Source organism: Streptomyces sp. WI03-4A (assembly GCF_033792105.1).
GTDB lineage: Bacteria > Actinomycetota > Actinomycetes > Streptomycetales > Streptomycetaceae > Streptomyces > Streptomyces collinus_A.
On the sequence record NZ_JARAUO010000002.1, the window covers coordinates 200,976 to 224,542 of the forward strand.

Below are 23,567 nucleotides of genomic sequence, written 5' to 3' on the forward strand. Positions count from 1 at the left end.
CTCAGCCGAGCTGCGGGTACAGGGCGGCGACGCCACCGGAGAGGTCGGCCTGTACCTGGCGGCTGCGGTCGTCGACGACGATCTCGGCAGCCCCGGAGGCGATGCCGTCGACGGCCGCGCGGGCGACGTCCGCCGGGGCGGTCTTGGGCTCGGTGACGTGGCGGGCCATGTCGGTGTCCATGTAGCCGACGTGGAGTCCGGACACAGTGATGCCCCGGGGGGCGAGCTGCTGTCGCAGCGCGTTGGTCAGGCTCCACTCCGCGGACTTGGCTGCGGCGTAGGCGCCGACGGCGGGGAAGCTGATCCACGACAGCGCGGAAAGGACATTCAGGACGGCACCCCCGCCCTGGGCCTCGATCAGCGGGGCGAAGGCCCGGATCATGCCGAGGGTGCCGAGGTAGTGGGTCTCCATCTCCAGACGGATGGCGTCCCAGCTGCCGGTCAGTAGATCGGCGCCTGTGGAGCTGCCCGCGTTGTTGATCAGCACTGTGATGTCGCGGGCCTCCTTCGCAGCCGCGGCGACGGAGGCGGGGTCGGTGACGTCGAGCCGTATCGCTTTCACTCCGGGCAGATCGATCTCGTCCGGTCGGCGGGACGCCCCGTACACCGTGGCACCGCGCGCGGCCAGTTCCTGAGTCAGTGCCCTGCCGAGCCCGCGGTTGGCCCCTGTGACCAGGACCCTTGATGTACCGATGTTCATGATTCCTCCCTCGGGATACCTGATCCCAGCCTGACTTACGATTCCATAAGTCAGCCTCGACGGTATAGGCTGGCTTCGCGTGAGGCAAGCCAGGTGGAAGGTGGGGAGATGAAGGATCTACTGAAGGACCGGGACGCCTGGTCCTTGGCCAATTGCTCCATCGCCAGGGCTCTGGAGATCGTCGGCAACAGGACAGCGATGCTGATCATGCGCGAGGCGTTCTTCGGCACTCGTCGGTTCGACGACTTCGCCAAGCGTGTGGGCATCGGAGAACCCGCCGCCGCGGCGCGCCTGAAAGAACTGACCGCCGCCGGTCTCCTGGAGCGTGTCCCTTACCAGGATCCCGGCCAGCGGACCCGGTACGCCTATCAACTGACGCAGAAGGGGCGGGACTTCCGGGCCGTCATCGTGGCGCTGCGGCAGTGGGGCGACACCTGGGCCGCCGACGAACACGGGCCCCCGGTGGTCGTACGCCACGAAAATTGCGGTGCGCCGGTACATGCGGTGCTCCGCTGCGACAACGGCCACGACGTGCGGCCTGGGGAGTCGTTCGTCGACGCCGGCCCGGGTCTCATTCGCGTCGACCCGGACAGCCCTGGATCGAGCGGCGGCTGAAACACCCGGCAGTAACGACTCCACCGCTGTACGGGCGCGCCCGCCCTTCGCGGTCTGGCACGCCACACTGACAACACATGCCCCGAGGAGCGACCGCGTGTCCGAAACATCGAACAAGTCCCTGACCACCGGCGAGACATCAGCGGCGACAGGCAGATCACGTGTGTTCGGCTGGGACGACCCCGCCATTTCCGCCGGCGCCGTCCCCCACCACAGCGGCATCGACTTCCTCCGCGAGATCCTGGCCGGACGGCTGCCCGCCCCGCCGATCGCCGCCACCCTGGGCTTCACCCTGGAGGAAGCCGAGTACGGCCGAGCGGTCTTCGTCCTGGTGCCGGGCGAGGAGCACTACAACCCGATCGGCAGCGTCCACGGCGGCGTCTACGCCACGCTCCTGGACTCGGCGGCCGGCTGCGCGGTGCAGTCCGTGCTGCCTCAGGGCACGGGATACACATCGATCGACCTGACCTTGAAGTTCCTGCGCCCGATCACCGTTGACACCGGCAAGGTCCGCGCCATAGGCACCGTCCTCAACAGCGGCCGCCGCACCGCCCTCGCCCAGGCAGAGCTCCGCGACTCCGACGACCGGCTGCTGGCCCACGCCACCAGCAGCTGCATGCTCTTCCCGGTCCCGACACCCTGACCACCACGCACAGCGCGAGAGGGGACCCACCGCACTGGCCGACCCGCCCGGGCTCGTTCTCAGACCCTATGCTCGCGGACTCGTCGCCCTGGAGGACGCGACGCATCGGTGGGTACAGGATGGCGTGCCAATCACACGCAGGCCGAGTACGCCGGGCGGGCCCAGCCCAGAGGCCGATGTGAAGCGCCCGCGGCTCTTCCAGCGGGGATCGCGGTCGTCCTGGACCAAACGGTCAGGGCTGGAGTGCCGTCCGGCCGGCCCTCGTCGCTGCTCGCCCGGTTCGACGGGTGGCGAAGCGGTCCACTGCGTACTGGACCGTGAGGCAGCCCACTGTCCAGGCCAACAGGGTGAGCACCGCGTCGGTGAGATGCGCGTTGTGGAAGTAGGAGGCACCGCGCAGGCCCCGGACCGCGGCAGCCGGGGGCATCACCGAGGCCAGCGGGGACAGCCATGCCGGGAGGAACGTGGCCGGGAGTATTCCCCCCGAGGTGGCGTTGCCGAGTATCAGCAGCACGACCGAGGCGACAGGCATGCCGATCGGTCCGAACAACCGCAGCAGTACTCCGGCGACGGCGGCGGATGCCCAGGCCAGTAGTCCCACCAGGAGCGTGACGACGGCGAACGACGCCGGGAGTGCGCTGAACGCGGTGCGTCCGATCAGCGCCACCGTCACTCCCGAGGCGGCCGAGAAGACCAGCATCGATATGACGCGAGCGGCCAGCCGCAGGCGTGGGGCGATCTGGTACGAGGACACGGCGAAGAGGAATCCTGCGAGCACCACGCCGAAGGAGGCGTAGAAGACCGACAGGCCTCGGGAGTCACCTGCCGCGAGGGGCCGCACATCCTGCACGGGAACCGTCTTCCCCACGCCCTCCGCGACCGCCATCGCGAGGCTGGAGACGGTCGAGGGCCCCTGGGCGCCTGCCACCACAAGGCGCGTCCCTCTGCTGTCGGCCACCAGGACGGCCGGGACCTCGTCGTGGGTCACGGCTTGACGGGCGGCCTCCGCGTCCGGGTAGCGGTAGAACGTGTACCCGCTGGGTGCCGCGTTGTTGAGGGCGAGTTCCGTACGGGCGGCCACCTTGTCGGGCGCGGCGATACCGAGAGGCTGGTGTCGCGCGGACGGCGCGTGGAAAGCGGCGAGGTACACGGCAACGAACACAGTGCCGATCGCCAGCGCGGTGACCACGGGCACGAGCATCGCCTTACGGACTCCCGCAGCCGCCGCGAGCACCGCACCCGGCACCCCGGGCTCGGTGTCCACCAGCGTGTGTCGGGCGCGCCCGGTGCGGCCGGCCGCAGGGTCATGGTCCTGTTCGTGCGGAGTGGTCGTAGGGAGGGCGTCGAGCGGGAGGGGAGTGCCGTGGTGCATGAGGTGAGGGACTTTCCGGGCTTGGGTGAGGGAGGCGAATGAGGGTCTTTCCCCGGGAAGGCGGCTTCCGGGGAAACTGGTGCGGGCAGCAGGTCGGCGGCCAGGACACCCGGCCGCCGAGGAACGAGTGAGGGGGAGCCCACCGGGCGACGGGCCCGGTCGGCCGGCTAGAACATCCCGCCGTCGACCTGAAGGGTGCGGCCGGTCATGTAGGCGGCGTCGTCGCTGGCGAGGAAGGCGTATGCGGCCGCGATCTCGACGGGGTCCGCGAGCCGCCGCAGGGCCACCTGCACGTCGAGCCACTCGGTCATGGCCTGCTTCCCGACGAGCCGGGGGTGCTGGTAGCTGGCTCCGTGCTCGGCTGCCATGTCGGTGGCCGTGCCGCCGGGGGCGACGGCGTTGATGGTGATGCCACGCCGGCCGAGCTCGGCCGAGAGGTTGAGAACCATCGCTTCCACGGCGGCCTTGGAAGCGGCATACAGGGTGTGTCCGAAGAACGCCTTGGACGCGCTGACCGAGGACGTGAGCACAATCTTGCCGCCCGCTCGCATGCGGAGGGCGGCGTGCTGGGCCGCGAAGAGCTGGCCGCGGGTGTTGACGGAGAAGACGCGGTCGAAGTCGGCCGGGGTGATGTTCTCCAGTGCGTCGAAGTGCTCCACGCCTGCGCAGGAGGCCAGAACGTCGAGCTGTCCGAACTCGGAGACCGCCCGGTCGATCAGGGTGCCCGTCTGGTCCGGGTCGGCCACGTCCGCGCGTAGTGCCATGGCTTTGCCACCACTGGCCGCCAGCGAGCGGACCAGTTCGTCCGCGGCGTGCTGGTTGCCGCGATAGCCGACGACAACAGCTGCTCCTTCGGCCGCCAGACGTACGGCGACCGCTGCTCCGATGCCTCGACTGCCTCCTGTCACCACCGCGACCTTGCCCGCGAAACGATCGTTGTCCGCTGCCGTCATGAGGGTTCTTCCTTCCGCATCCGGCCGGCCGATGGGCGTCGGCCGGACCGAGTGGCTGGTGCGCCGCGTCGTCGGCACATGACACTAACACCTAAGTGAAGGAAATCCTTCACTTACTCCGGAGGACGTAGCCTCGGCACGTACGCAGACGTTGAGAACAGCAGAGGTGCACAGGGTGACTGCCAGCACTCCGAAGGGACCGCCGGCCCCGCGGCTCAGGGCCGATGCCGCGCGCAACCGCGCCCAGATCCTGGCTGCGGCTCGCGCCGCCTTCCGGGAGTCGGGGACCGCCGTGCCGCTGGACGAGATCGCTCGCCGGGCAGGCGTGAACATCGCGACCCTGTACCGGCGCTTCCCCGACCGCGCCGCCCTCATCACCCAGGTCGTCGTGGACGCCCTCAGACTGGTGCTCGACACCGCCCGAACAGCCGCCGAGACGGCGCGGACCGATCCGCTCGCGGCCGTGGAGTCCTTCCTGCAGGGCATGATCGACAGCCGTGAGCTGCTGTCCCTGCCGCTGATCGGCGGGCCCATGACGAACGATCCTCACGCCCGCGACCTGCAGCAGCACATCGCCGCCACCCTGGAAGACATCCTGGCCGCAGGACGCAGCAGCAAGGTGCTCCGGTGTGACATCACCGCCGTGGACCTCATCGCCACCGCCGCGCTGATCTGCCGCCCCCTCCCCCACCTGCCCCCCGAGCAGGCCGCCACGCTCGCCACACGGCACCTCCGTGTATTCCTCGACGGCCTACGCCCGGAGCACACGCGCGCCCTGCCCTCACCGCCCACCCACGAAGAGATGACGGCTCACCTCGTCGCCGAGGCGTAGTCGGCGGCGCCGTTGTCGGCGATGCCCTCGCGGAGGTTCTGTCCGCGGCCCGGGGCCTGGCCGGCACCGCTGACGCTGTCCCCGTCGACCACCGACCCAGCGGTGGCCAGACCATGGCTACCTCCTCCCACCGTCCTCCTGCAGACGCGCCGTGGATCAGGGAAGCCTGTCCGGTGATCCGGCATGTCCTTCTCGGCCTGTGGCAGCGGCGGCCTCGGTTTGCCGTCGAAGTGGCCGGTGGTACCGATGAGCCGTTGCTGCTGGTGGCATGGCCTGCTCCCGAAGTGCTCCGTGGCGCTGGGCGGGCCGAGAGGGAGGTTGTGATGGCGTCTGCAGTCGACGGGCCTCGCGGTGTCGTGCTGGTGGTCGGAGCCACGGGCCAGCAGGGGGGAGCGGTGACACGGCATCTGTTGGCGGCAGGCTGGCCGGTGCGGGCTCTGACCCGCGATCCGGGCAAGCCCGCCGCCCGAGTTCTGGCGGATCAGGGTGCGCAGGTGGTGGCCGGTGATCTAGGGGACGCGGATTCGCTGCGTGAGGCTCTGGCAGGCGCAGACGCAGTGTTCTGCGTGACGCAGTTCTTCACAGCCGGTTACGAGGGAGAGGTGACCCAGGGCCGGCTGATGGTCGACCTCGCCGCGCAGGCCGGAATCGGGCACTTCGTGTTCAGCTCGGTGGGCAGCGCGGACAAGAACACCGGAATCCCGCATTTCGACAGCAAGTACGAGGTCGAACGCCATCTTGCGCGGAGCGCGGTGCCCTACACGGTGCTGCGGCCGGTGTTCTTGATGGAGAACTGGGAAGGCCGCCGGCAGGAGATCGCGGACGGTCTTCTGGTGACGCCGCTGTCGCCTGAGCGACCGGTGCAGCAGGTCAGCGTCGAGGACATCGGCGCCTTCACCCTTCTGGCACTGAGTCGGCCCGAGCGGTGGCAGGGGCGATCGGTGGACCTGGCAGGGGACGAGCTGTCGATGGCGCAGTCAGCCGATACCTTCTCCCGGGTCCTGCGGCGCCCGGTCGAGGTACGGCGTGTGTCATGGGACGATTTCCGCGCCCAGCAGGGCGAGGAGATGTACGTCATGAACCGGTGGTTCGAGACCAGCGGCTACGAAGCGGACCTGGGCCGACTGCGTGAGATCCGCCCAGGAATGCTGTCGCTGGAGGATTACCTTCGCACCCACGACTGGCGTAGGTGACCTTGATGGCCTCGGCAGACCGGCGCTCCCGACGCACCTCCGAGGAACGGTCACCGACGTGGAGCGGCTCAAATTGCGGCGTCACCGGCCCGGGATGAGGGTTATCGCAAGGACTTGTCCAGGGTCTTTTCGATCATGAGCTTGGCAGAGTCGGGTGCTGGCGGGTGCGGGCCGCTTCTCGCTCCACGGCGGGGCACTCGCCGGAGGATCAGTGACCGCTGTCGATGTATGCCGCCCCTGCTTTCCGCAGTGCCGCATGCGCGCTCCGGGACCGGTCCCGGGCGGCCTCCAGGGCGGTTTCGACGTCGGGTCGCAATCGCCCGTCGACTAGCGGGCCCAAGGCGATGTCGGGAAGTTCCATCGCCGTCCTCCAGGCTGTCTCAGCGGCACCCAGTAGCGCGGGGTCCGTGAGTATCAGGAGCCCTAGCCGGTCTCGTGCGACGGTTGCCGCGCTGCGCGTTGAGGCCAGCACGGAGCGCTCCTCGCTCTTCTCGCGGGGGTTGCCGGTTGGGGTGTGGCGGGGCCGGGTGGGAGCCCTGGTTGATACAGCCACATCGCGTGGGAGATGACCTGTGCCGGGAACCGGAACCCGTTGTACGACGGTCCCACGGACTCCACGAACGGCTCCTCCCCGGAAGATCAGCAAACCCGGTGATCATCCCAGGCCCGAGGCCTCACTCCTGCTGACGACGCCTCGGTATCTCCCTCAGGGGTTCAGGCGACGGAAGGGAGTTGCTCGGACGAGAAGTCCCCGTCGGACTCGTCTACTTGGGCTCTGGCCGCGGAGAGCAGTTCGGCGGCGTGCTCCGCGTCGCGCTGGCGCACGGCGCGCTCCAGCCGCACCAGCAGCCGCGAGAATTCCAGCGGGGTGTATGCGGTGGCCGCCAGACTAGCGTGACCTGCGGCGATGAGCCTGCGTGCGGAGCCGAGTACGGGAGGTTCGATGGCCGAGTCGGGGATGACCCTCGCATGGCGCGTCGTCGGCAGGAGGGCGGCCACGCGCGCCTCGTCGCGCTGTGCCAGAGCCGGGTAGAGGGACTCTCGCGCCTGGTTCTGCCCCGCTGTGATGCTCTTCTCGAAGAACATCTGGTCCAGCCGGGCCAACAGTGCCGCGCCCTGCCCGAGGACGGACGCGGCGGCCTCGTCGCGGATCTTAAGGATCGTTGCGATGTTCTCCTCCTTGAACGGTCCGTGGTGCCCCGTCTGCTGGTCCATGTACCGCAGGATCTGGGCGCCGCCGACCCCCACTCCGTCGGTGCCGGTGTACGTGACGTCGGCGAGGTGGTGGAAACGGAAGCCGGCGGAGAAATAGGTGAGGAGACCGGCCTCGTGCGCGCGGTGCACCAGGGTGACCGCCTGCTCGAAGGTGAGCTGCTCGATGACACAGCGGCTGGGGTAGGTGTCGGCCGTACCGTCCCAGGTCACCTTGTCGAACCCGGCCTCGGCGACCAGCTCGATGCCGAGCAGCCCCACCTCGAAGCGGTCGCTGATGGTACGGGGACGTCCCGCTTGGGACCGCATCGTCGCGGGCCGGTCGTCGACGATGGGTGTGTTGAGGTTGAAAGCGGCGGACAGGGCCTGGGTGTGACGGTTGCGCCGTACATTCCCGGCGATGGCGCGCATGAAGTCGATCGCCTCGGTGGCCGTCATCCGCTCCATGGCCAGCTTGCACTCGGTCAGGCCGTCCATGAACAGCGCGGAGCATGCGGCGGACACGGTGTGCACCGTCTTCAGCAGGGAGTCGGCGACATTGCCCTCGAACATGGGGCGGCCCACGTAGGAGGAGACCGGTGCCTGCGTGCCGGTGTGCAGGCGAACCCGGGAGATCGACTGCGGTGCCGGGATCCGGTAGGGCTCCACGGCCTCACGGTCCTGAGTGTTGCCCCGCTCGAGGTGCTCGATGTGCACGATCACCCCTCGGAGGTTCTCACTGCGCCGTGTGGTGCCGAGGAGGTGCCCTTCGCCAGGGTCGGTGATCGACATGTAGCTCTGGGTGTCTCGGAAGCCGGGGCTGCTCCATGGGCGGACGGGCAACGGCACTCTCTCACCGTCCGAGGCCAGTGTGTAGGCGAGGTGTATGGCGAGGACCTCGTCCTCGCTGAGTGCCCTGCCCCGTTCGCGGGCCGAGACGAGACACCTGGACACAGCGGTCAGATAGTCATCACTGTCCAGGTCCGTTTGCTCAGGCCGGTGCGCGGACAGCTGGTCCTGCGCCCCTGAGCGGACATGGACTTCCGCCGCGTCCTCGGTTGTGACGATGCGGAAATCCCCGTCGTCCGGCGGCTCGGTCCCGCTCGTCCCGTGCTCGATGACGTACAGCCGGCGGCACTGCTCCTTCAGCGTGTCGATCCCCTGCTGCCGGTCCGCGACAGTGGGCAGGATCGCTGCCATCTGATCGGCGAATTCACCTGCCTCAGCGGGATAGTCCTCCAGCAGCCCCGCCACAAGTTCCTCGACTCGTGTACGCAAGCTCGCCACGTCGTCCGGCCCGCGCAGGGGGAACGGGCGGCGTTGGACGTAGCTCTCGTCGGTGCGGTGACGCGTGGTCAGGGCAATGCGCTGCCAGGCACAGAGGTTGATCGCGTACTCCAGTACCGCTCGGCGCACCGCTCCGTGCAGGAAACGGCGGATGCGCCCTTCGTGGTGGGTGTGAACGTCACAGGGCATGGTTTTGTCCTTCCGGAGGGTTATTCCGACGTGGTTCGGGATCGGTGCGAGGATGGCCGTCATCCCGGGACATCCGGCGATAGCGGTAAGAAAGACCGCTCAATGCGGGTTTCCGACGGAGCGCATGTCCGACGAGCCCCGTACATCAAGTAGGCCCCGCTGGCGAAACGCAGTCACTCCCCGAGAACTCGGCACTTGACAGCCGCCCTGCCTACATGCCGGAGCCGCGGACAGAGTCGACGGCAGCGCGAACGGCTGACGGGCGTCGGTGTCACACCGCTGCCGCCCCAGGCGCAGGAGACGCCCGGGAAGACGGCCAGGGGCGCCTCTGCCGTGTTCTAGCCAGGGCACCGCCACCCCGGGGATCACGAGGGAAAGCGCTCCGCCTTGCGACACGCGGTGACCGCGATCCGCGCCCAGACAGGCCACACCGTGCGGGTGGCCCCTATGACAGCGAGGTACAGGTCAGACGGCTCCCGTGAGCGAGCCCGTCGCATGGGCCTGCTCGGATCCGGGCCGTGGGGGGATCTTGATTGCGCGGGTGGATGTCCCGCGATCCGGCGCCTGCTGGGACCCGTGCGCGTCAGTCGTGGGCTTGACGCGGTACTCGGCCGGGCACCGTCACAGCGCGGGCAAGGGGGCGGCACCAGCAAGTCATCCTGCCGGGGTTCGGGGTCGGGGTCATAACGCGGCGGCCGGCCTGCCGGGGCCCGGATGCACAGCGGCATGCGACAGCCCCGGCCCCGGGCGAACATCTCGCGTACCTACCGCGTACACACGGCGGTCCCCTCATCTGGCACAGGGCGTGCGCCGGTGGCTGGACCTGATAGGGATCAGCGGGCTTGGGCGCGCTCTACGTTCGGACGAACCCCTCGCGCCCGTGCGGGGGGCTCGTCATCCCGCCCAAGCCCTGCCAGCGAAGAGGCCCCAGCCGGTGGTGCGTTCCGGCTGAGGCCTCTTCCCTGTTCCCTCGTTACAGGGGGCGGATGTTCTCCGCCTGCGGGCCCTTCTGGCCCTGCGTAACGTCGAACTCGACCTTCTGGCCCTCCTGAAGCTCACGGAAGCCCTGGGTGGCGATGTTCGAGTAGTGGGCGAAGACGTCGGGGCCGCCACCCTCCTGCTCGATGAAGCCGAAGCCCTTTTCCGCGTTGAACCACTTCACAGTGCCCTTGGCCATGCCTGTCTCCTTCGAAAGGACTCGTATCGGGTCTCGCACCATGCGGAACCCGGAGGTGATCGCCCTGGTCCGGAGAGGCGTCGAACAGCAAAAACGCCCGCGATTGCGATCACGGGCGAACGGGACTTCGGAACCACGACTGCTGGTCACGACGCTACACCGGATGGTGAGGCTCGGCCACGCAGTTCCGGTCATCGCGGCGTGTCGCCCCGACGTGCCGAGCACTCGCCGCCTGGGAGTCCGAGGCAGCCGGCCCAGCCATTTGCCCAAGCGGGCCCCGCTCGCCCGTGGCGGAGGAAGGCTCAGTGCGGGAATGCCCGAGATGGACGCTGACGGGGCAGCGTGGTGCGGAACTCCTCGATCACCGAGCTCACCTGCCGCATCAACGATGTCGGTTCCAGCAGGTCGAGGTACAGATTGCGGCGGGCCAGTCCGGGCAGGTCCACACAGAAGTACAGCGCCATCAGCGGGTTGACGAACAACTCGCTGCCCTTGGTCCTTTCTGTGAACCGGACGTCGCCGAAGTCACCGCGCACGGCGGCGGCGACCGATCCGTTCACGATGCTGGGGTGGCTCGCGGTGTGGCGCTGGGCATGCGCCACCGCATCGAGATACAGCGCGCCCTCCCGCCCTGACCCGAGCAGCGAGAACGCGCCGAGATAGGCGCCGTCCCGGTCCAGGGCGGCCAGGTTTTCCAGCACGAGCGAGTGACTCACACCGTGGTAGGCGTCCACCCCGAAGCCGAGGCAGGCGACCAGGCGGTGGGGGACCTCGTCGAGCCTACTCACGGCGGCCAGGCTCGCCATGTCCTCCTCCGGGGTGCCGAGCCCGTGCTCGTCACCGCGCATCAGGATGTCGGTCCCGCCGTCCACCAACACGACCGCGTCGACACCGCCGAGATGGGTGATCAGCGCCCGGTATGCCGCCCGCAGCGGACCTACGCCGATGCTCGGGAACGCGTACACGGTCGGCGGCAGTTCCTGTGTCACGAGCCACTGAGCGAGCGTCCGTTCCGGAAAGTAGTCGCCACGCACAGGGGTGTCCGGTCCGACAGCCGCAACATCCTGATCCACCCACACATCGAGGTCCAAGCCGTACAGGTCGGCGAAGGACAGGTTGGCGAGGTGCACCTCCTTGCCCGCCGACCGCAGCGCCAGTGCGAGCGGCAGTCCGGCGTACACGTCGAAGCCACCGCCCGCACCAGCTATGAGAACCCGCCGCGCGTCACGCAAGCGGGTGAAGAATGCCGGTTCCCCCAGAGAGTTCACCGGATGAAGCTAGCAGCAGGATGAGCCGGCACAGCGGCCGATCAAACTTCACCGAGTTCGGTCAAGGTCTAGGAGACAGGACACAGGTCGTCAGAAAAGTCGGTCTGTTACTCCTGGCCCGGCCTCGTGGTCAGGCGCCACGACCGGCACGGTCAGGCTTGTGGTCGGCCCCCACCACAACGGCCCGGCCCGGTCTGGAGCGGCACCCTGGCGGGCGATGGGGAATCGGCAAACTGAGATGTCGATCCCCCGGCCCATCGCCCGACCCGACGACCTCACGGGAAGAACAGCCGTGGCCAAACAACGCATCACCGTCTGCGTCCCATCACCCAGCGATCCTGCCGCCCCCGACGCGCTGCACCGGGCGATCGGGGAGGTCATGGCGCCGTACCACTACGACAGTGAGCCCCTCCCGCACCCCAACTGGGTGGGCGAGTGGGACTACTGGTTCGTCTCCGGCTCCAACTGCCCCTTTGCGGTACTCCCCGGTCACGAGGACGACCTCCGGCTGGTCCGGCACGACGAGTGGGAGAAGTCGTCCGGGGAACTGCCCCGCGACCGTTGCCACGGCGGACCGCACGGCCTCCTCGACCTCGACACCGACCGGCAGGCGGCCACGGCCGTGGCCACGGTCATGGTCCGGGCGCGGTGCGCGGGCGTGGTGCGGCGGAGGGCGGACGTAAACGGCACGGCAATCTCCCCTTGCTCGGTGGTGGCCAAGGGGAGGAGCCTCCAGCCGGGCAGCCGCCCGCAACCGGTGCCGGGCCCGCGCGTGCCAGGGCCGCCATGGCGATCGGGGACGGCGTTCCGTGAGGTGGGGCCACTCCCCCGGTGGTGTGCCCGGACTCAGAAGCCGTTCTGAAGCCGCATCAACAGGTCAGCGCGCATCAGATCGACAGGGGGGCTTTGGGTGTCCGTTCCAGGATCGGCCACCGTGACCGCCACCCGAACGGACACCACTGTAGCTGGCGTCACGCGAGCGAGAGAAGCGGCGAAACCCAAGAGGCCCAGCCGCCCCCGGACATGTCAGGACGGCAACCAGGGGGCTGTAGGGTGCCGACGAAGCACCGCCGACTGTGGCGGAGGTCCACCGGCGGCCGGCAGGTGCCGCCTTGAAAGGGGCGGGGCGGTCGGATTCGAACCGACGTCCTCCGAGATGACGTCGCGGCGCACTACCTCTGTGCTACGACCCCGCCTTGCTGGTGATCATAAGTCGTACCTGTGTTTGAGGACAAAGAGAAAGCGCCTCGACGTGCACCTACCGGCTGTCGCTCCTCAGGCGGCGGCCGGTGCAGCCGCGGGCGTGGTGGGGGCCGAGAGCAGGAGTGCGCACAGAGCGGCGGCCGGCGGCGGGAGGGGGAAGTGCCCGCCGAGCGGGCCGGCCAGGGCCGTGCCGCCGGCCACGCCCAGGCGCATCGCGCTGGACATGCAGCCCGACCGCCTCCGTCAAGGCGCCCGGCGGCGCGAGCGCGGTGACGGTCAGGCTGGCCACTGGCCACGGTGAGCAGGGGGACGAACAAGGCACCCGGCGCCGCCGCCAGGGCGAGCACGGCCGGGGCCGGGAGCGGGGCGAGCAAGGGCAGCCACCCGGCCGCGAACAGGGCCGCCAACACCAGCAGGTGCCCTGGCTGGCAAGCGGTCGCGCTCTGGAGGCGGGCGAACAGCACGCCGCCGAGCAGTCCGGCCGCGGGGAACGCCGCGGGCAGCGCGCCTGCCAGCCAGGCCGCGTACTGCCGCCCGGCCACGGCGATCCCGGCGACGTCGAGGGCCCCGACCGTGCCGCCGAGGAAGACCTGCGCGCACAGCAGCAGGCGCATGGCGGGCGGGCGCAGCACGCCCAGCGGGTCCGGGCGGCCACCCGCAGCGCGCCAGGCTCGGGCGGGGGGCGCGGTGGCGAAGACGAGGGGCCGGTCACAGTGGCGGTGGCCGCCAGGCGAGGGCCGCCGCCGGGGAGAGCCAGGTCGCGGTGGCGACGGCGAGGGCGGGGCCTGCCACACAGACGATCTGCGGAGGCATCCAGGGTGTAGGCGGTGCGCACGCACGTGGGCGGCGTCGGGCAGCACGGCGGGGTACAGCGATCGCAGGCCGCCTTCGAGGGGCGGGCCTCCGGCTCCGCCCAGGGCGACGCACACGGCCGTGAAGGGGAGGCTGGTGGTGCCGGCGAGGGCCAGGGCGCTCAGCGCCGCCGCGACCAGCGCGGCTCCCAGGTGGCAGGGCAGGGGCAGCCCGCGCCGGTCGACCAGCCAGCTGCCCCTGCAGGGGCAGCCCGAGCGCCGGACAGACGCCGTACAGCGCGGCCAGCAGCCCGGCCGTGGCCGGAGAATGGCCGTCGGCCCGCGCGTGGAGGATCAGCGCGACGGGCACGACGCCCTGAGCCAGGGGCCCGGTCCCGGCCCATGTAGACCGCGTTCGTGGCCTGACAGATCGTGCCGACGTGCCCGACAGCCACCACAGCCCCGGATGCGTCCCTGCGGAGGAAGCGCTGCGACTGAGGGGCTTGAATTCGCCGCTGAAGATACATTCCGGCCGGGCTGGCTGTACCTCTCGGGAAGCTTGGGTGACTGTCCGATGAGTTTCCGGCGGTTGTGCGGTCTACCCGTCGACGAAAAGGGAGCTCATCATGCGCGAGATCATCGTTTGTACGTTCCTGACGCTGGACGGCGTCATGCAGGCGCCAGGCGGTCCGGATGAGGATGCTGAGAGCGGCTTCGAGCACGGCGGCTGGCAGAAACCGGTGTCCGACGACGAAGTGGGCACGGCCATCGCGGGTTGGTACGAGCACTCCGACGCGATGCTGCTCGGCCGCAAGACGTACGAGATCTTCGCGTCGTACTGGCCGACCGCCGATCCCGACAACCCGTTCACCAATCGGATGAACAGCATGCACAAATACGTAGCGTCTCGGACCTTGACGTCCGTCGAGTGGCAGAACTCCACCCTGCTGGAGGGGGACATCGTCGATGCCGTACGCCAGCTGAAGGCGTCCGAGGGCGGCAACATCAACGTGGTCGGCAGCGGCGACCTCGCACAGACCCTCATGCAGCACGGCCTCGTCGACGAATACCGGCTGACCATCCATCCGGTGATCATCGGCACCGGCAAGCGGCTGTTCGCCCACGGAGCGGTCCCTACTGCGCTGGAGCCGGTCAGCGTCTCGACCACGAAGGGCGGCACCATCGTCGGCGTCTACCGGCCGAACGGTGCGCCCAGCTACGACAGCTACTAGGAGCTGTGCGGCCGATCATGTGACTGTTCGCTCCGGCGTCCCCGGCAGGTGGTGAGAGGCTCAGCACGCCTGGGTGTGTCTTACTCCATCCGGGGACCACGCAGAGTTTCCGCCGCGGCCTGGGTGAAGTCGCGGATGAGTGGCGAGCGGCGGGAGATCACCCACGCCAGGGCCACCTCGTTCGGACCGATGTCGTCCACGGGCACCGGGACGACGTCCGGGCGTGTGTAGAAGCCGGCAGTGGACAGCGGGAGCACGCAGATGCCGGCTCCGGAGGCCACCAGTTCGAGCTTCTCCTCCACCTGGTGGATCGGCGGAACTTCCGGGCGTTGCTTGTCACGCAACTCCAATGCCACGTCACGCCATTCCGGAACGGCGTCCGGGTCCTGAAGCAGGTGTTCGCGAGCGAGGTCGCCGACTGACACCGATCCTCTGTCCGCCAACGGGTGCGACACGGGCAGTACGACGACCCGCGGCTCGCGAAAGAGCGGCCGCACCTGAAGGCCGTGCCGGTCGATGGGCAGCCGTACGACGCCCACGTCCGCCCGGCCGTCCAGGAGCACCTCCACCTGATCGTTCCAACTGGTTCGCAGAAGGCGTACGTTGACGTCAGGACGCAGTCTGGTGAAGGCCGCCGTGGCAGGGGTGACCGTGATGCCGGGCATGAAGCCGACGGTCAGGGTGGGGCTCTCCGATGTCGCCGCCTGCACCCGCCGGATCAGCGCTTGGGTCGAGGCGAGCAGTGGGACGGCGTCCTCGAGCAACTGCCGGCCGGCCGGGGTGAGGACCGTGCCGCGCCGATCACGGTCGAAGACCTCGGCGCCCAGCTCGTTCTCCAGACTCCGGATCTGCCGGGACAGCACGGGCTGGGCGATGTGCAGCCGCTCGGCCGCGCGTCCGAAGTGAAGGCGCTGGGTCGTAGCCGACGATGCCCGCTCACTGGTTCACTCACCGGCGGCGAGCACCGCCAGCGGGTCGGTCCGCACGGGGGCCCACCCGAGCTCCCGCTCGGCGCGCGCGGGGGTGAGCTGCTGGTCGAGAGCGAGGGCGTCCGCGATCGGGCCCATCTGCTCGCGGGCCTGTTCCAGGGTGAGGGAGGCGACCTTGCCGTCGAGCCCGACGGACCGGGCGACGGCCAGCGCCACCCAGGCGCGGGCAACGGCAACACCCAGGGCGGTACCCAGGGCTGATCACTGGCTCAGGATCACTGACCGACGGTGCCCCGCGGAGACGCTCTCCGCGGGGCACCGGCCTTTGCGTATCCGGTGGGACCGACGCCTCGAAGGCACCCTTGCCATCCGTTGTCCCGTAGCGGAAACGACGCCCCACAAGCGACCCGTCCGCTCCCTCGCCGGCCCACAGGGCTCGCCGGCCCACAGGGCGATGAACAGCCCGGCAGTCGCCTCCAGGAGTCCCGCACCGCAGGCGGCGGAATCAGTGCAGGGTGGGCGAACACCCGTTCCTCGAACCAACGTTTAATGCTCGGGCCGGAGCCGTGCTCGGTGCTCCGCCGGGTACCCCGGCCACGGTCCACTCGGCCAGGCGGCGCCGGCGGGGCATGCCCGAGCCGTCTTGCCCTGTAGTGCCACCACCCCGCCGCCCGGCCGGACGCGTGAGGGCATAGAATCCGATGCCATGCCGAGGCCTGACGACCTGATCGTTGACATCGCCGCCCTTGTGGAGTCCGGGCAGAGCAGTCAGATGTCCCTGACCGTGGTCACCGGTGGTGCTGTCATCACCGGTCGACTCGCTCCCGAAGCCATGTGGAGGCAGAGGGTGCGGGAGGTGCTGACGGACTCCGCCCAGCTGGGCGAGTTCTCCGCTGCCTTCGACACACCCGCGAGGCAGGACGGGCCGCCCACACATCTGCACTTCCACGTCGCCCGGATCCTGCAGGGTCCGGTGGGGATCCCGGAGACGGGCGGGATGTACCGCGTCGCGATCGAGGACGTCAGTGCCTGGACCGTGGGCGACTTCAGCTACTCCGACCACTGACCCACCGGAACGCGGCACACGAAGGGGCCCGACCGGCCTGGGCCGGTCGGGCCTCACCGCTCTGCACGGCTCACACCTGCCCGTACGTCAGGACGTCAGGCCGATCGGGGGTGTGCCGAGCATCGCGGAGGCCCGCTGGTACGAGCCGGCCACGGGGGCAGGTGCGGCGGCGGGGCGGGTGCGGCAGGTGAAGCCGAGTTGGGTCATGGCCCGCAGTACCTCACCGGCGGTGAAATCCCGGCGGTCCTGGCGGGTGATGACCTGCCCGACCTGCTTGGCAGGGTAATGGCGTCGTCCGATGATGACGGACTCACCGGTGACCAGCTCCGGTGTGACGCCCTTCATCGATGCGACCACGCCGCTCTTGGTCAGGTCGAACGGGAAGCGGGCGATGACACAGCGCATGGTGCCTCCAGGCAGAAGAGAAGACGGGGCCGGGCGGAGTGAGGCGGTTCAACGGGAGAGGGCGAGGACGCCCAGCGCGCTGCCGTGCCGGCCGACCACGGGCAGGGCCCCGGGCCGGCCACAGCGCACCGCACGCTCGGCTTCGGCCGTCGTGGTGAGCGGCGAGGCCAAGGGCCCGATCACGTCGGCGACGTCCCGCAGCCGGATCCGGTCCGTGTACCCGGAGCCGTCACGAACGGCCGTGAGCCCGGCCCGGGTGACCAGGCCGGTGTGCGTGCCGTCCTCGTCGCAGACGACCAGACGACCGGTACGGGCGGCGGTCATCACGGACAGTGCCACCTCCACGGTCATGTCCTCCCAGATCTGCGGTCCAGCCGCGTCCATGATCTCGGCCACCGTGCCGTGCGCGGGCTGGGCGCTCGCCGGGCGGAACTGCGTCTGGTGCGTCAAAGGGTGCCTCCTGCGGAGTTGGCCGGCTTCCTGCTCACGAAGGTTCTAAGCCGCCGCCCGGGCGGTGGGCTGCCGTACGGACGTGCGACGGGCCGCCGAGGCGGGACGGCGCCGGCCGCGTGAGGTCGCGTTGCGCTTCTTGGGGCGTTCGACCACCGGTGCGGTGATGACGACCGGGACGCCGGAGGGGGCCTGGGCGCCGGTGATGCGGTGCAGGGCCTCTTCACCGACGCGGACCTGGGTGGTCTGCGGGACGATGCCGGCCGCTGCCATGAGGCGGGTCATGCTGCGGCGCTGGTTCGGGGTGACGAGGGTGACGACGCTGCCGGACTCTCCCGCGCGGGCGGTACGGCCGCCGCGGTGGAGGTAGTCCTTGGGGTCGGTCGGCGGGTCGACGTTGACGACGAGGTCGAGGCTGTCGACGTGGATGCCGCGCGCCGCGACGTTGGTCGCCACCAAAACGTTGACGTGCCCGGTCTTGAACTGCGCCAGCGTGCGGGTGCGCTGTGGCTGCGACTTCCCGCCGTGCAGGGCGGCGGCCCGTACCCCGCTGTTCAGGAGGTGCTCGGTGAGGCCGTCGACGGCGTGCTTGGTGTCGAGGAACATGATGACGCGGCCGTCCCGTGCGGCGATCTGGGTGGTTGCCGTGTGCTTGTCGGCGCCGTGAACGTGGAGCACGTGGTGCTCCATCGTCGTGACCGCCCCGGCCGAGGGGTCGACGGAGTGCACGACGGGGTCGCTGAGGTAGCGGCGCACGAGCAGGTCGACGTTGCGGTCGAGAGTGGCGGAGAACAGCATGCGCTGGCCTTCGGGGCGGACCTGGTCGAGAAGGGCGGTGACCTGCGGCATGAAGCCCATGTCAGCCATCTGGTCGGCCTCGTCGAGGACGGTGATGGAAACCTGGTCCAGTCGGCAGTCGCCACGGTCGATGAGGTCCTTGAGGCGTCCCGGTGTGGCGACGACGACCTCGGCGCCACCGCGCAGCGCGCTCACCTGTCGGCCGATCGGCATCCCGCCCACCACGGTGGCCAGCCGCAGCCTCACGGAGCGGGCGTACGGGGCGAGCGCGTCGGTGACCTGCTGAGCCAGCTCACGCGTCGGTACGAGGACCAGCCCCAGCGGCTGCCGGGCCTCGGCGCGCTGCCCGGCCGTACGGGCCAGCAGCGCCAGCCCGAAGGCGAGGGTCTTGCCGGAGCCGGTGCGCCCCCGGCCCAGTACGTCCCGGCCGGCGAGGGAGTTGGGCAGGGTCGCGGCCTGGATCGGGAACGGCACGGTCACGCCTTCCCGGCCGAGCGCGGCCAGCAGTGCCCCGGGCATGTCGAGATCGGCAAAGACCTCCACGGCCGGAAGCGCGGGGGTGACCGTCTCGGGGAGGGCGAACTCCCCCTGGATCGCGGCGGGCCGGCGGGTCCGACCACCGGAACGGCTCGTGGCCGACGAGCCGAATCGGCTGCCGCCCCTGCCGGAGCCGGCACTGCCGTTACGCGTGCGGGCGAAGCGGTCGTTCGTGCGTGTGCGGTTCATGCGGAACCTTCCTCGATGCGGCACATATCAAGGAATTCCCGCAGCGATGAGTGCACGAGGAATTGCAAGAATGGGCCAGTGGAACGCTGCAGCGAATACCTGCCCGGCGGAAAATCCGTGCGGGCGCAGGCGCTGAATTGGGTGACGCGATGTGGACGCAATGTTCGGGGCATCTCGCATATGCGGTGAGCCCACGCGTTTCCTGGTCACCGTCCACAGGTGAGACCACTGGCGGAAACGCGAGTAGCTGGGGCCCGCACCCCGAAGGATGCGGGCCCCAGCTACTCAGTGCGCGTGAACGTCAGGCGAGAACGATGTTCTCGGCCGTCGGGCCCTTCTGGCCCTGCGCGACGTCGAAGGTCACCTTCTGGCCCTCGATCAGCTCGCGGAAGCCCTGGGCGGCAATGTTCGAGTAGTGGGCGAACACGTCAGCGCCGCCACCGTCCTGCTCGATGAAGCCGAAGCCCTTTTCCGCGTTGAACCACTTCACGGTACCAGTAGCCATGTCATTTCTCCTTCGGGGCAGTGCCTCGATGTCCGCACTTCGCGAACACCGTGTCGCCGCGATGATCACCCCGCCCGGAAAAAGACCGGACATACAAAAGTGCCTTCCAGCGGCACGGGGGCCGCCTGGAGAGCACCTGAAGTTTCGGGAACCACAACTGCAACTGAGATCGACAGTAGCACGCCGCAGCGGCCTGCGTGCGTTGCAAAAATCCACTCCACTTATTGCGGCAGAGAATCTGTCCGCATGTTTCGTTGAAATCTCAGCCCGCGGGCACAGATATTGACCCGACCAGAGCGCAACGTTTCGGCGTTTCTCCCCGGGCGGCCCCGCTCCTGCGGGGGCCAGCCTAGGACGCCTCGACGGTTGATGCGCTTTGTGTGCTCGTTGCCACGGCAATTGTCGATGCAGGTCAGCGGCGCTTCCTTGAGCGGCTTGGGCTCGGCGGAGGTAGGGGGCGACTGCGGCGGCCAGGGAAGATCCCAAGGAAGGGGAACCGGTAGGTCGCCGGTGGCGTTCGGATCACCCGGTGGAATCTCGCCCGGCCCGTACGTCATCAGAATCGCGCAGCCGAGCGCGGCCACCAGAACGGGGCGGCTGTGACGCCGTGGCGAAGCCTCGCGCCGACCTTGGCTGCGCGGGTGCATGCGAGCTCCTCGCGCACGACGCGGACTGCCGGGTCGGTGGTGGGCGCGCCTGCGGGGCGGGGGCGCGGTTGGCCGCTGTGGGGAACGCTGGTTCCTGGAAACGCTCGGGTGGGGGGAGGGCGCGGATGAGGTTCACGGCGGTCCATGCGGACTGGGGGCGGCTGGACGCGTCGCTGGAGGATCTCGAGTGCGGGCGTGCCTGGAAGGAAGTTCACCGCGTCAAGGGGTTGCAGCCGGCATGCCCGGAGTGCCGGGGCCGGGTGTTCGCGCGGGTCTCCTCACGCCCCCGCTGACCCGGGCGAGCGGAGAATCAGGCCCCGTCCCCCCTCGATGACAGCGTCGAACCGGTCCCCGCGGTCGCGGCGACGACATCGCGCGTCCTGGGCAGCCGGTTCGCCAGGGCGCGGATGCCGGCGAGGATGCCAGCGAGGGCGCCGTGAACGAAGACGGACCTTCAGTCCTGCGGCTCCGTCCGGGCGACTTCCGGGCTGGGCCGTCCTGCCGGGCGGCGGCCGCGCGGCTGCTGCGGTTCGGGCAGCACGGGGGCGGGCGGCACCGGGCGGTCCACCGGGTCGCCGGCGGTCACGGTCACCGGTTCACCGTGATGCAGAACCTCCAGCGGGTCGCCGTCGACCAGTCGGTAACGTGCCCGGGTCTGATCGATGTCCACCTTCAGTCTGCGTCCGCGCACCGCCACCGTGAACGCCACCCTGGACAGCGCCTCGGGCAGGCGTGGCGCGAACCCCAGCAGGTCCGCCCTACCGTCCTTGAGGTGTCTTTGCAGGCCTCCGAAGCCGGCGACCAGGGCGATCCACGTACCGGCGAGGGAGGCGATGTGCAGTCCGTCGCGGGTGTTGTGCTCCAGGTCGTCCAGGTCCATCAGCGCGGCCTCGCCGAGGTAGGCGTAGGCGAGCCGCAGATGACCCGTCTGCGCGGCGAGCACCGCCTGGCAGGCCGCCGAGAGGGACGAGTCGCGGACGGTCAGTGCCTCGTAGTAGGCGAAGTTGCGTTCCTTCTCCTGGTCGGTGAACGCATAGGGGCACTCCATCATCGCCAGCACCACGTCGGCCTGCTTGATCACTTGTTTGCGGTACAGGTCGAAGTAGGGATAGTGCAGCATCAGCGGGTAGTTCTCCGGCGGGGTCGCGTCGAAGTCCCAGCGCTGGAAGTGCGTGAATCCGGCCGACTGTTCGTGCACGCCGAGGCTCTCGTTGTACGGCATCGCCATGCGGGACGCGGCGTCCCGCCAACCGGCGGCCTCCTCGTCGTCGACCCCCACTTCCTCGGCGCGTTCCGGATGACGAGTGACCACGTCCGCGGCGGCCCGCAAGTTCTGCCGGGCCATCAGATTGGTGTAGAGGTTGTCCCGGGCGACGGCACTGTACTCGTCGGGTCCGGTGACCCCGTCGATGTGGAACACGCCCTGCGCGTCGTGGTGGCCCAGAGAACGCCACAACCGGGCGGTGTCCACGAGGAGATCGAGCCCCACGTGGCGCTCGAACTCCTCGTCGCCGGTCATCGCCACATAGCGGACCGCGGCCATGGCGATGTCGGCATTGATGTGGAAGGCGGCGGTACCGGCCGGCCAGTAGGCGGAACACTCGGCGCCTTCGATCGTCCGCCACGGGAACACCGCCCCGGACAAGCCCAGCTGGCGGGCGCGCTCCCGGGCCGCCGGGAGCGTGCGGTGCCGCCATCTCAGCGGTGAGGGGACGGTCTCCGGCGCGGTGAAGGTCAGCACCGGCAGGACGTAGGACTCGGTGTCCCAGAAGCAGTGTCCGTCGTACCCGGTTCCGGTCAGTCCCTTGGCGGGGATCGCCCGGTTCTCCCCGCGGGCCGCGGCCTGCAACACGTGGAAGAGGGCGAACCGCACCGCCTGCTGGATCTGCGCGTCGCCCTCGACCTCGACGTCCGCGCCGGCCCAGAACCGGTCCAGGTAGTCACGTTGGGCGGCGGCCAGACCATCCCAGCCGGTACTGACCGCGGCGGCCACCGCGCCGTCCACCTGATCGTGCACCGCGGGCAGCGACCGCTCCCCCGACCAGCCGTAGGCCACGAACTTGACCAAGCGCAGCGGTCGTCCGGGCACCAGGTCCGCGGTCACCGTCAGACGGCTGACGTCGGGCTCGCACTGCGCGGTCCAACGGGTGCTCTCCGGCCCCTCGACGAGGTGGTCGGCCGCCGCCGCCACCCGCAGCGCGCTGCAGCCGGTACGGTGCACCAGCCTCAACCGGGTGTCCTGCGCGAAGGACTCCTCGGCCACCAGTGGGGACTCGGTCGCCGCGGCGACACGCGGATCGCCCTCGAGGTGGGGAAGCTGTTCGTTGGCGACCAGCTCGGACTGCACGGCGATCGTGGTCGGTCCGTCGAGCGGCTCGACCTCGTACACGATCGCGGCCACCGCACGCTGGGTGAAGGAGACGAGCCGCTGCGAGGAGATCCGGACCGTACGCCCGTCGGGCGACACCCATCGCGCGGTCCGGCTGAGGATGCCCGAGCGGAAGTCCAGCACTCGCTCGTGCGCCGGCACGTGCCCGTAGCGCAGGTCGCACGGGTGGTCGTCGACCAGCAAACGGATGATCTTGCCGTCGGTGACGTTGATCATCGTCTGACCGGACTCGGGATATCCGTAGCCCCCTTCGGCGTACGGCAACGGGTGCCGCTCGTGGACCCCGTTGAGATACGCACCGGGCAGTCCGTGCGGTTCCCCCTCGTCCAGGTTCCCGCGCCACCCGATGTGCCCGTTGGACAGGGCGAACACCGACTCGCTCTGGGCGAGGACGTCCAGGTTCAGCTCGGTCTCGCGCAGGCACCACGGCTCGACCGTGAAGCTGGGATGGGTGATCACGGCGACTCCAGAAGTTCGGCCAGGTCTCGGACGACCAGATTCGCGCCGTGCGCCCGCAACTGCTCCGCCTGGCCGACCCGGTCTACCCCCACGACGGAACCGAACCGTCCGGCCCGCCCCGCTTCGACACCGGCGAGCGCGTCCTCGAACACAGCGGCCACCGCGTCGATCCGCTGCTGGAGGACACCACCGCGGTACGCAGCCCTGCCGCGCGCACCGCCCGCAGGAACTCGCGGAGACACTCGTCGAACATCTCCCTCCAGGCAGCCACACGCACCCTCGCAGTCCGCGGGAACACCACGTCAAGATCGAACAGGCGGACACCGACACGAACAGGCAAACCCAGCACGCCCCCAGGCTAGAAACCATCCCCCGGCAAACTGGGCGCAGACACCCTCACACACACGACAAGACACCCACTCAGTCCACCCGGCGGTAGTCGGAGGTGGCGTGACAGGGGGTGACGGGGCCGGTGTGGGCCACGGCGGGAGTCTCCTGTCGGCGGGGCGGGGACGAGTCCGGCCTGTGAGGGTCGCGGAGGATGGTC

At 69.6% G+C, this 23,567-nt stretch carries 21 protein-coding genes and 2 pseudogenes; 7 read left to right on the forward strand and 16 right to left on the reverse strand.

What is annotated here, in order from left to right; genetic code table 11:
- Position 1: 1 nt before the first annotated feature.
- A complete protein-coding gene (locus tag PV343_RS03925) occupies positions 2–700 on the reverse strand; it encodes an SDR family oxidoreductase (protein ID WP_319145335.1) in 699 nt (232 codons plus the stop codon).
- A 108-nt stretch (positions 701–808) separates the two neighbouring features.
- On the opposite strand from PV343_RS03925, the gene PV343_RS03930 reads away from it, so the two are divergent.
- Entirely contained in the window at positions 809–1,315 is a 507-nt protein-coding gene (locus tag PV343_RS03930; RefSeq protein WP_319145336.1) for a winged helix-turn-helix transcriptional regulator, read from the forward strand.
- 97 nt (positions 1,316–1,412) lie between these two features.
- Positions 1,413–1,958: a PaaI family thioesterase gene (locus PV343_RS03935; protein ID WP_319145337.1), complete on the forward strand. Its 546-nt coding sequence runs from the start codon at positions 1,413–1,415 to the stop codon at positions 1,956–1,958.
- A 232-nt stretch (positions 1,959–2,190) separates the two neighbouring features.
- On the opposite strand, the gene PV343_RS03940 is transcribed toward PV343_RS03935, so the two are convergent.
- Positions 2,191–3,159 (reverse strand): ABC transporter permease, encoded by a 969-nt coding sequence (locus PV343_RS03940; RefSeq protein WP_319145338.1) that lies wholly within the window; start codon positions 3,157–3,159, stop codon positions 2,191–2,193.
- A 338-nt stretch (positions 3,160–3,497) separates the two neighbouring features.
- A complete protein-coding gene (locus tag PV343_RS03945; RefSeq protein ID WP_319145339.1) occupies positions 3,498–4,283 on the reverse strand; it encodes an SDR family NAD(P)-dependent oxidoreductase in 786 nt (261 codons plus the stop codon).
- 175 nt (positions 4,284–4,458) lie between these two features.
- On the opposite strand from PV343_RS03945, the gene PV343_RS03950 reads away from it, so the two are divergent.
- Positions 4,459–5,115: a TetR/AcrR family transcriptional regulator gene (locus PV343_RS03950; RefSeq protein ID WP_319145340.1), complete on the forward strand. Its 657-nt coding sequence runs from the start codon at positions 4,459–4,461 to the stop codon at positions 5,113–5,115.
- Here PV343_RS03950 and PV343_RS03955 read toward each other — a convergent pair.
- Positions 5,094–5,246, reverse strand: coding sequence for a hypothetical protein (locus tag PV343_RS03955; RefSeq protein WP_319145341.1), 153 nt, complete (start codon positions 5,244–5,246; stop codon positions 5,094–5,096). The genes PV343_RS03950 and PV343_RS03955 overlap by 22 nt on opposite strands.
- 192 nt (positions 5,247–5,438) lie before the next feature.
- On the opposite strand from PV343_RS03955, the gene PV343_RS03960 reads away from it, so the two are divergent.
- The gene (locus PV343_RS03960) at positions 5,439–6,308 is read left to right on the forward strand and encodes an NmrA/HSCARG family protein (RefSeq protein WP_319145342.1); all 870 of its coding nucleotides are present in this window, start codon (positions 5,439–5,441) and stop codon (positions 6,306–6,308) included.
- 714 nt (positions 6,309–7,022) lie between these two features.
- Here PV343_RS03960 and PV343_RS03965 read toward each other — a convergent pair.
- From PV343_RS03965 to PV343_RS03975, 3 genes are all read right to left on the reverse strand, one after another.
- Positions 7,023–8,975 (reverse strand): hypothetical protein, encoded by a 1,953-nt coding sequence (locus PV343_RS03965; protein WP_319145343.1) that lies wholly within the window; start codon positions 8,973–8,975, stop codon positions 7,023–7,025.
- A gap of 973 nt (positions 8,976–9,948) precedes the next feature.
- Complete coding sequence (locus tag PV343_RS03970; RefSeq protein WP_093471257.1) at positions 9,949–10,152, reverse strand: cold-shock protein; 204 nt, start codon at positions 10,150–10,152, stop codon at positions 9,949–9,951.
- Positions 10,153–10,454: 302 nt separating this feature from the next.
- Positions 10,455–11,420, reverse strand: coding sequence for a DUF1152 domain-containing protein (locus tag PV343_RS03975; RefSeq protein ID WP_319145344.1), 966 nt, complete (start codon positions 11,418–11,420; stop codon positions 10,455–10,457).
- 292 nt (positions 11,421–11,712) lie between these two features.
- Between PV343_RS03975 and PV343_RS03980 the strand changes: the two genes are divergently transcribed.
- On the forward strand, positions 11,713–12,282 hold the full coding sequence (locus PV343_RS03980; RefSeq protein WP_319145345.1) for a hypothetical protein: 570 nt from the start codon (positions 11,713–11,715) through the stop codon (positions 12,280–12,282).
- A 413-nt stretch (positions 12,283–12,695) separates the two neighbouring features.
- On the opposite strand, the gene PV343_RS03985 is transcribed toward PV343_RS03980, so the two are convergent.
- Positions 12,696–12,848 carry a hypothetical protein gene (locus tag PV343_RS03985; RefSeq protein ID WP_319145346.1) on the reverse strand — a complete coding sequence of 51 codons (153 nt, stop codon included), beginning with the start codon at positions 12,846–12,848 and terminating at the stop codon, positions 12,696–12,698.
- A 1,192-nt stretch (positions 12,849–14,040) separates the two neighbouring features.
- Here PV343_RS03985 and PV343_RS03990 point away from each other — a divergent pair.
- The gene (locus PV343_RS03990) at positions 14,041–14,646 is read left to right on the forward strand and encodes a dihydrofolate reductase family protein (RefSeq protein ID WP_319145347.1); all 606 of its coding nucleotides are present in this window, start codon (positions 14,041–14,043) and stop codon (positions 14,644–14,646) included.
- Between the two features lie 80 nt (positions 14,647–14,726).
- Here PV343_RS03990 and PV343_RS03995 read toward each other — a convergent pair.
- Positions 14,727–15,569: pseudogene (locus PV343_RS03995) on the reverse strand (LysR family transcriptional regulator); the annotation flags it as partial.
- Between the two features lie 21 nt (positions 15,570–15,590).
- Positions 15,591–15,791 carry a hypothetical protein gene (locus tag PV343_RS04005; protein WP_319145348.1) on the reverse strand — a complete coding sequence of 67 codons (201 nt, stop codon included), beginning with the start codon at positions 15,789–15,791 and terminating at the stop codon, positions 15,591–15,593.
- Positions 15,792–16,281: 490 nt separating this feature from the next.
- Here PV343_RS04005 and PV343_RS04010 point away from each other — a divergent pair, with 490 nt between their 5' ends.
- A complete protein-coding gene (locus PV343_RS04010) occupies positions 16,282–16,641 on the forward strand; it encodes a hypothetical protein (protein WP_319145349.1) in 360 nt (119 codons plus the stop codon).
- Between the two features lie 87 nt (positions 16,642–16,728).
- Here PV343_RS04010 and PV343_RS04015 read toward each other — a convergent pair whose 3' ends face one another.
- From PV343_RS04015 to PV343_RS04040, 6 genes and pseudogenes are all read right to left on the reverse strand, one after another.
- Positions 16,729–17,046 carry an SCO5918 family protein gene (locus tag PV343_RS04015; protein WP_319145350.1) on the reverse strand — a complete coding sequence of 106 codons (318 nt, stop codon included), beginning with the start codon at positions 17,044–17,046 and terminating at the stop codon, positions 16,729–16,731.
- A 48-nt stretch (positions 17,047–17,094) separates the two neighbouring features.
- The gene (locus PV343_RS04020) at positions 17,095–17,496 is read right to left on the reverse strand and encodes a CBS domain-containing protein (protein ID WP_319145351.1); all 402 of its coding nucleotides are present in this window, start codon (positions 17,494–17,496) and stop codon (positions 17,095–17,097) included.
- A 45-nt stretch (positions 17,497–17,541) separates the two neighbouring features.
- A complete protein-coding gene (locus PV343_RS04025; protein WP_319145352.1) occupies positions 17,542–19,020 on the reverse strand; it encodes a DEAD/DEAH box helicase in 1,479 nt (492 codons plus the stop codon).
- Between the two features lie 301 nt (positions 19,021–19,321).
- The gene (locus PV343_RS04030) at positions 19,322–19,525 is read right to left on the reverse strand and encodes a cold-shock protein (RefSeq protein WP_319145353.1); all 204 of its coding nucleotides are present in this window, start codon (positions 19,523–19,525) and stop codon (positions 19,322–19,324) included.
- A 1,101-nt stretch (positions 19,526–20,626) separates the two neighbouring features.
- Positions 20,627–23,020, reverse strand: a complete 2,394-nt coding sequence (locus PV343_RS04035; RefSeq protein ID WP_319145354.1) for a glycoside hydrolase family 65 protein — start codon at positions 23,018–23,020, stop codon at positions 20,627–20,629.
- Positions 23,017–23,369: pseudogene (locus PV343_RS04040) on the reverse strand (hypothetical protein). The gene PV343_RS04035 and the pseudogene PV343_RS04040 overlap by 4 nt, the downstream one beginning before the upstream one ends.
- Positions 23,370–23,567: the final 198 nt, after the last annotated feature.

Excerpts from the sequence above, each read along its gene's own strand:
- PV343_RS03925 (WP_319145335.1), bottom strand. The coding sequence starts at position 700 with ATGAACATCGGTACATCAAGGGTCCTGGTCACAGGGGCCAACCGCGGG.
- PV343_RS03930 (WP_319145336.1), top strand. The coding sequence starts at position 809 with ATGAAGGATCTACTGAAGGACCGGGACGCCTGGTCCTTGGCCAATTGC.
- PV343_RS03940 (WP_319145338.1), bottom strand. The coding sequence starts at position 3,159 with ATGCTCGTGCCCGTGGTCACCGCGCTGGCGATCGGCACTGTGTTCGTT.
- PV343_RS03945 (WP_319145339.1), bottom strand. The coding sequence starts at position 4,283 with ATGACGGCAGCGGACAACGATCGTTTCGCGGGCAAGGTCGCGGTGGTG.
- PV343_RS03960 (WP_319145342.1), top strand. The coding sequence starts at position 5,439 with ATGGCGTCTGCAGTCGACGGGCCTCGCGGTGTCGTGCTGGTGGTCGGA.
- PV343_RS03965 (WP_319145343.1), bottom strand. The coding sequence starts at position 8,975 with ATGCCCTGTGACGTTCACACCCACCACGAAGGGCGCATCCGCCGTTTC.
- PV343_RS03970 (WP_093471257.1), bottom strand. The coding sequence starts at position 10,152 with ATGGCCAAGGGCACTGTGAAGTGGTTCAACGCGGAAAAGGGCTTCGGC.
- PV343_RS03985 (WP_319145346.1), bottom strand. The coding sequence starts at position 12,848 with ATGTCCAGCGCGATGCGCCTGGGCGTGGCCGGCGGCACGGCCCTGGCC.
- PV343_RS03990 (WP_319145347.1), top strand. The coding sequence starts at position 14,041 with ATGCGCGAGATCATCGTTTGTACGTTCCTGACGCTGGACGGCGTCATG.
- PV343_RS04010 (WP_319145349.1), top strand. The coding sequence starts at position 16,282 with ATGCCGAGGCCTGACGACCTGATCGTTGACATCGCCGCCCTTGTGGAG.
- PV343_RS04015 (WP_319145350.1), bottom strand. The coding sequence starts at position 17,046 with ATGCGCTGTGTCATCGCCCGCTTCCCGTTCGACCTGACCAAGAGCGGC.
- PV343_RS04025 (WP_319145352.1), bottom strand. The coding sequence starts at position 19,020 with ATGAACCGCACACGCACGAACGACCGCTTCGCCCGCACGCGTAACGGC.
- PV343_RS04030 (WP_319145353.1), bottom strand. The coding sequence starts at position 19,525 with ATGGCTACTGGTACCGTGAAGTGGTTCAACGCGGAAAAGGGCTTCGGC.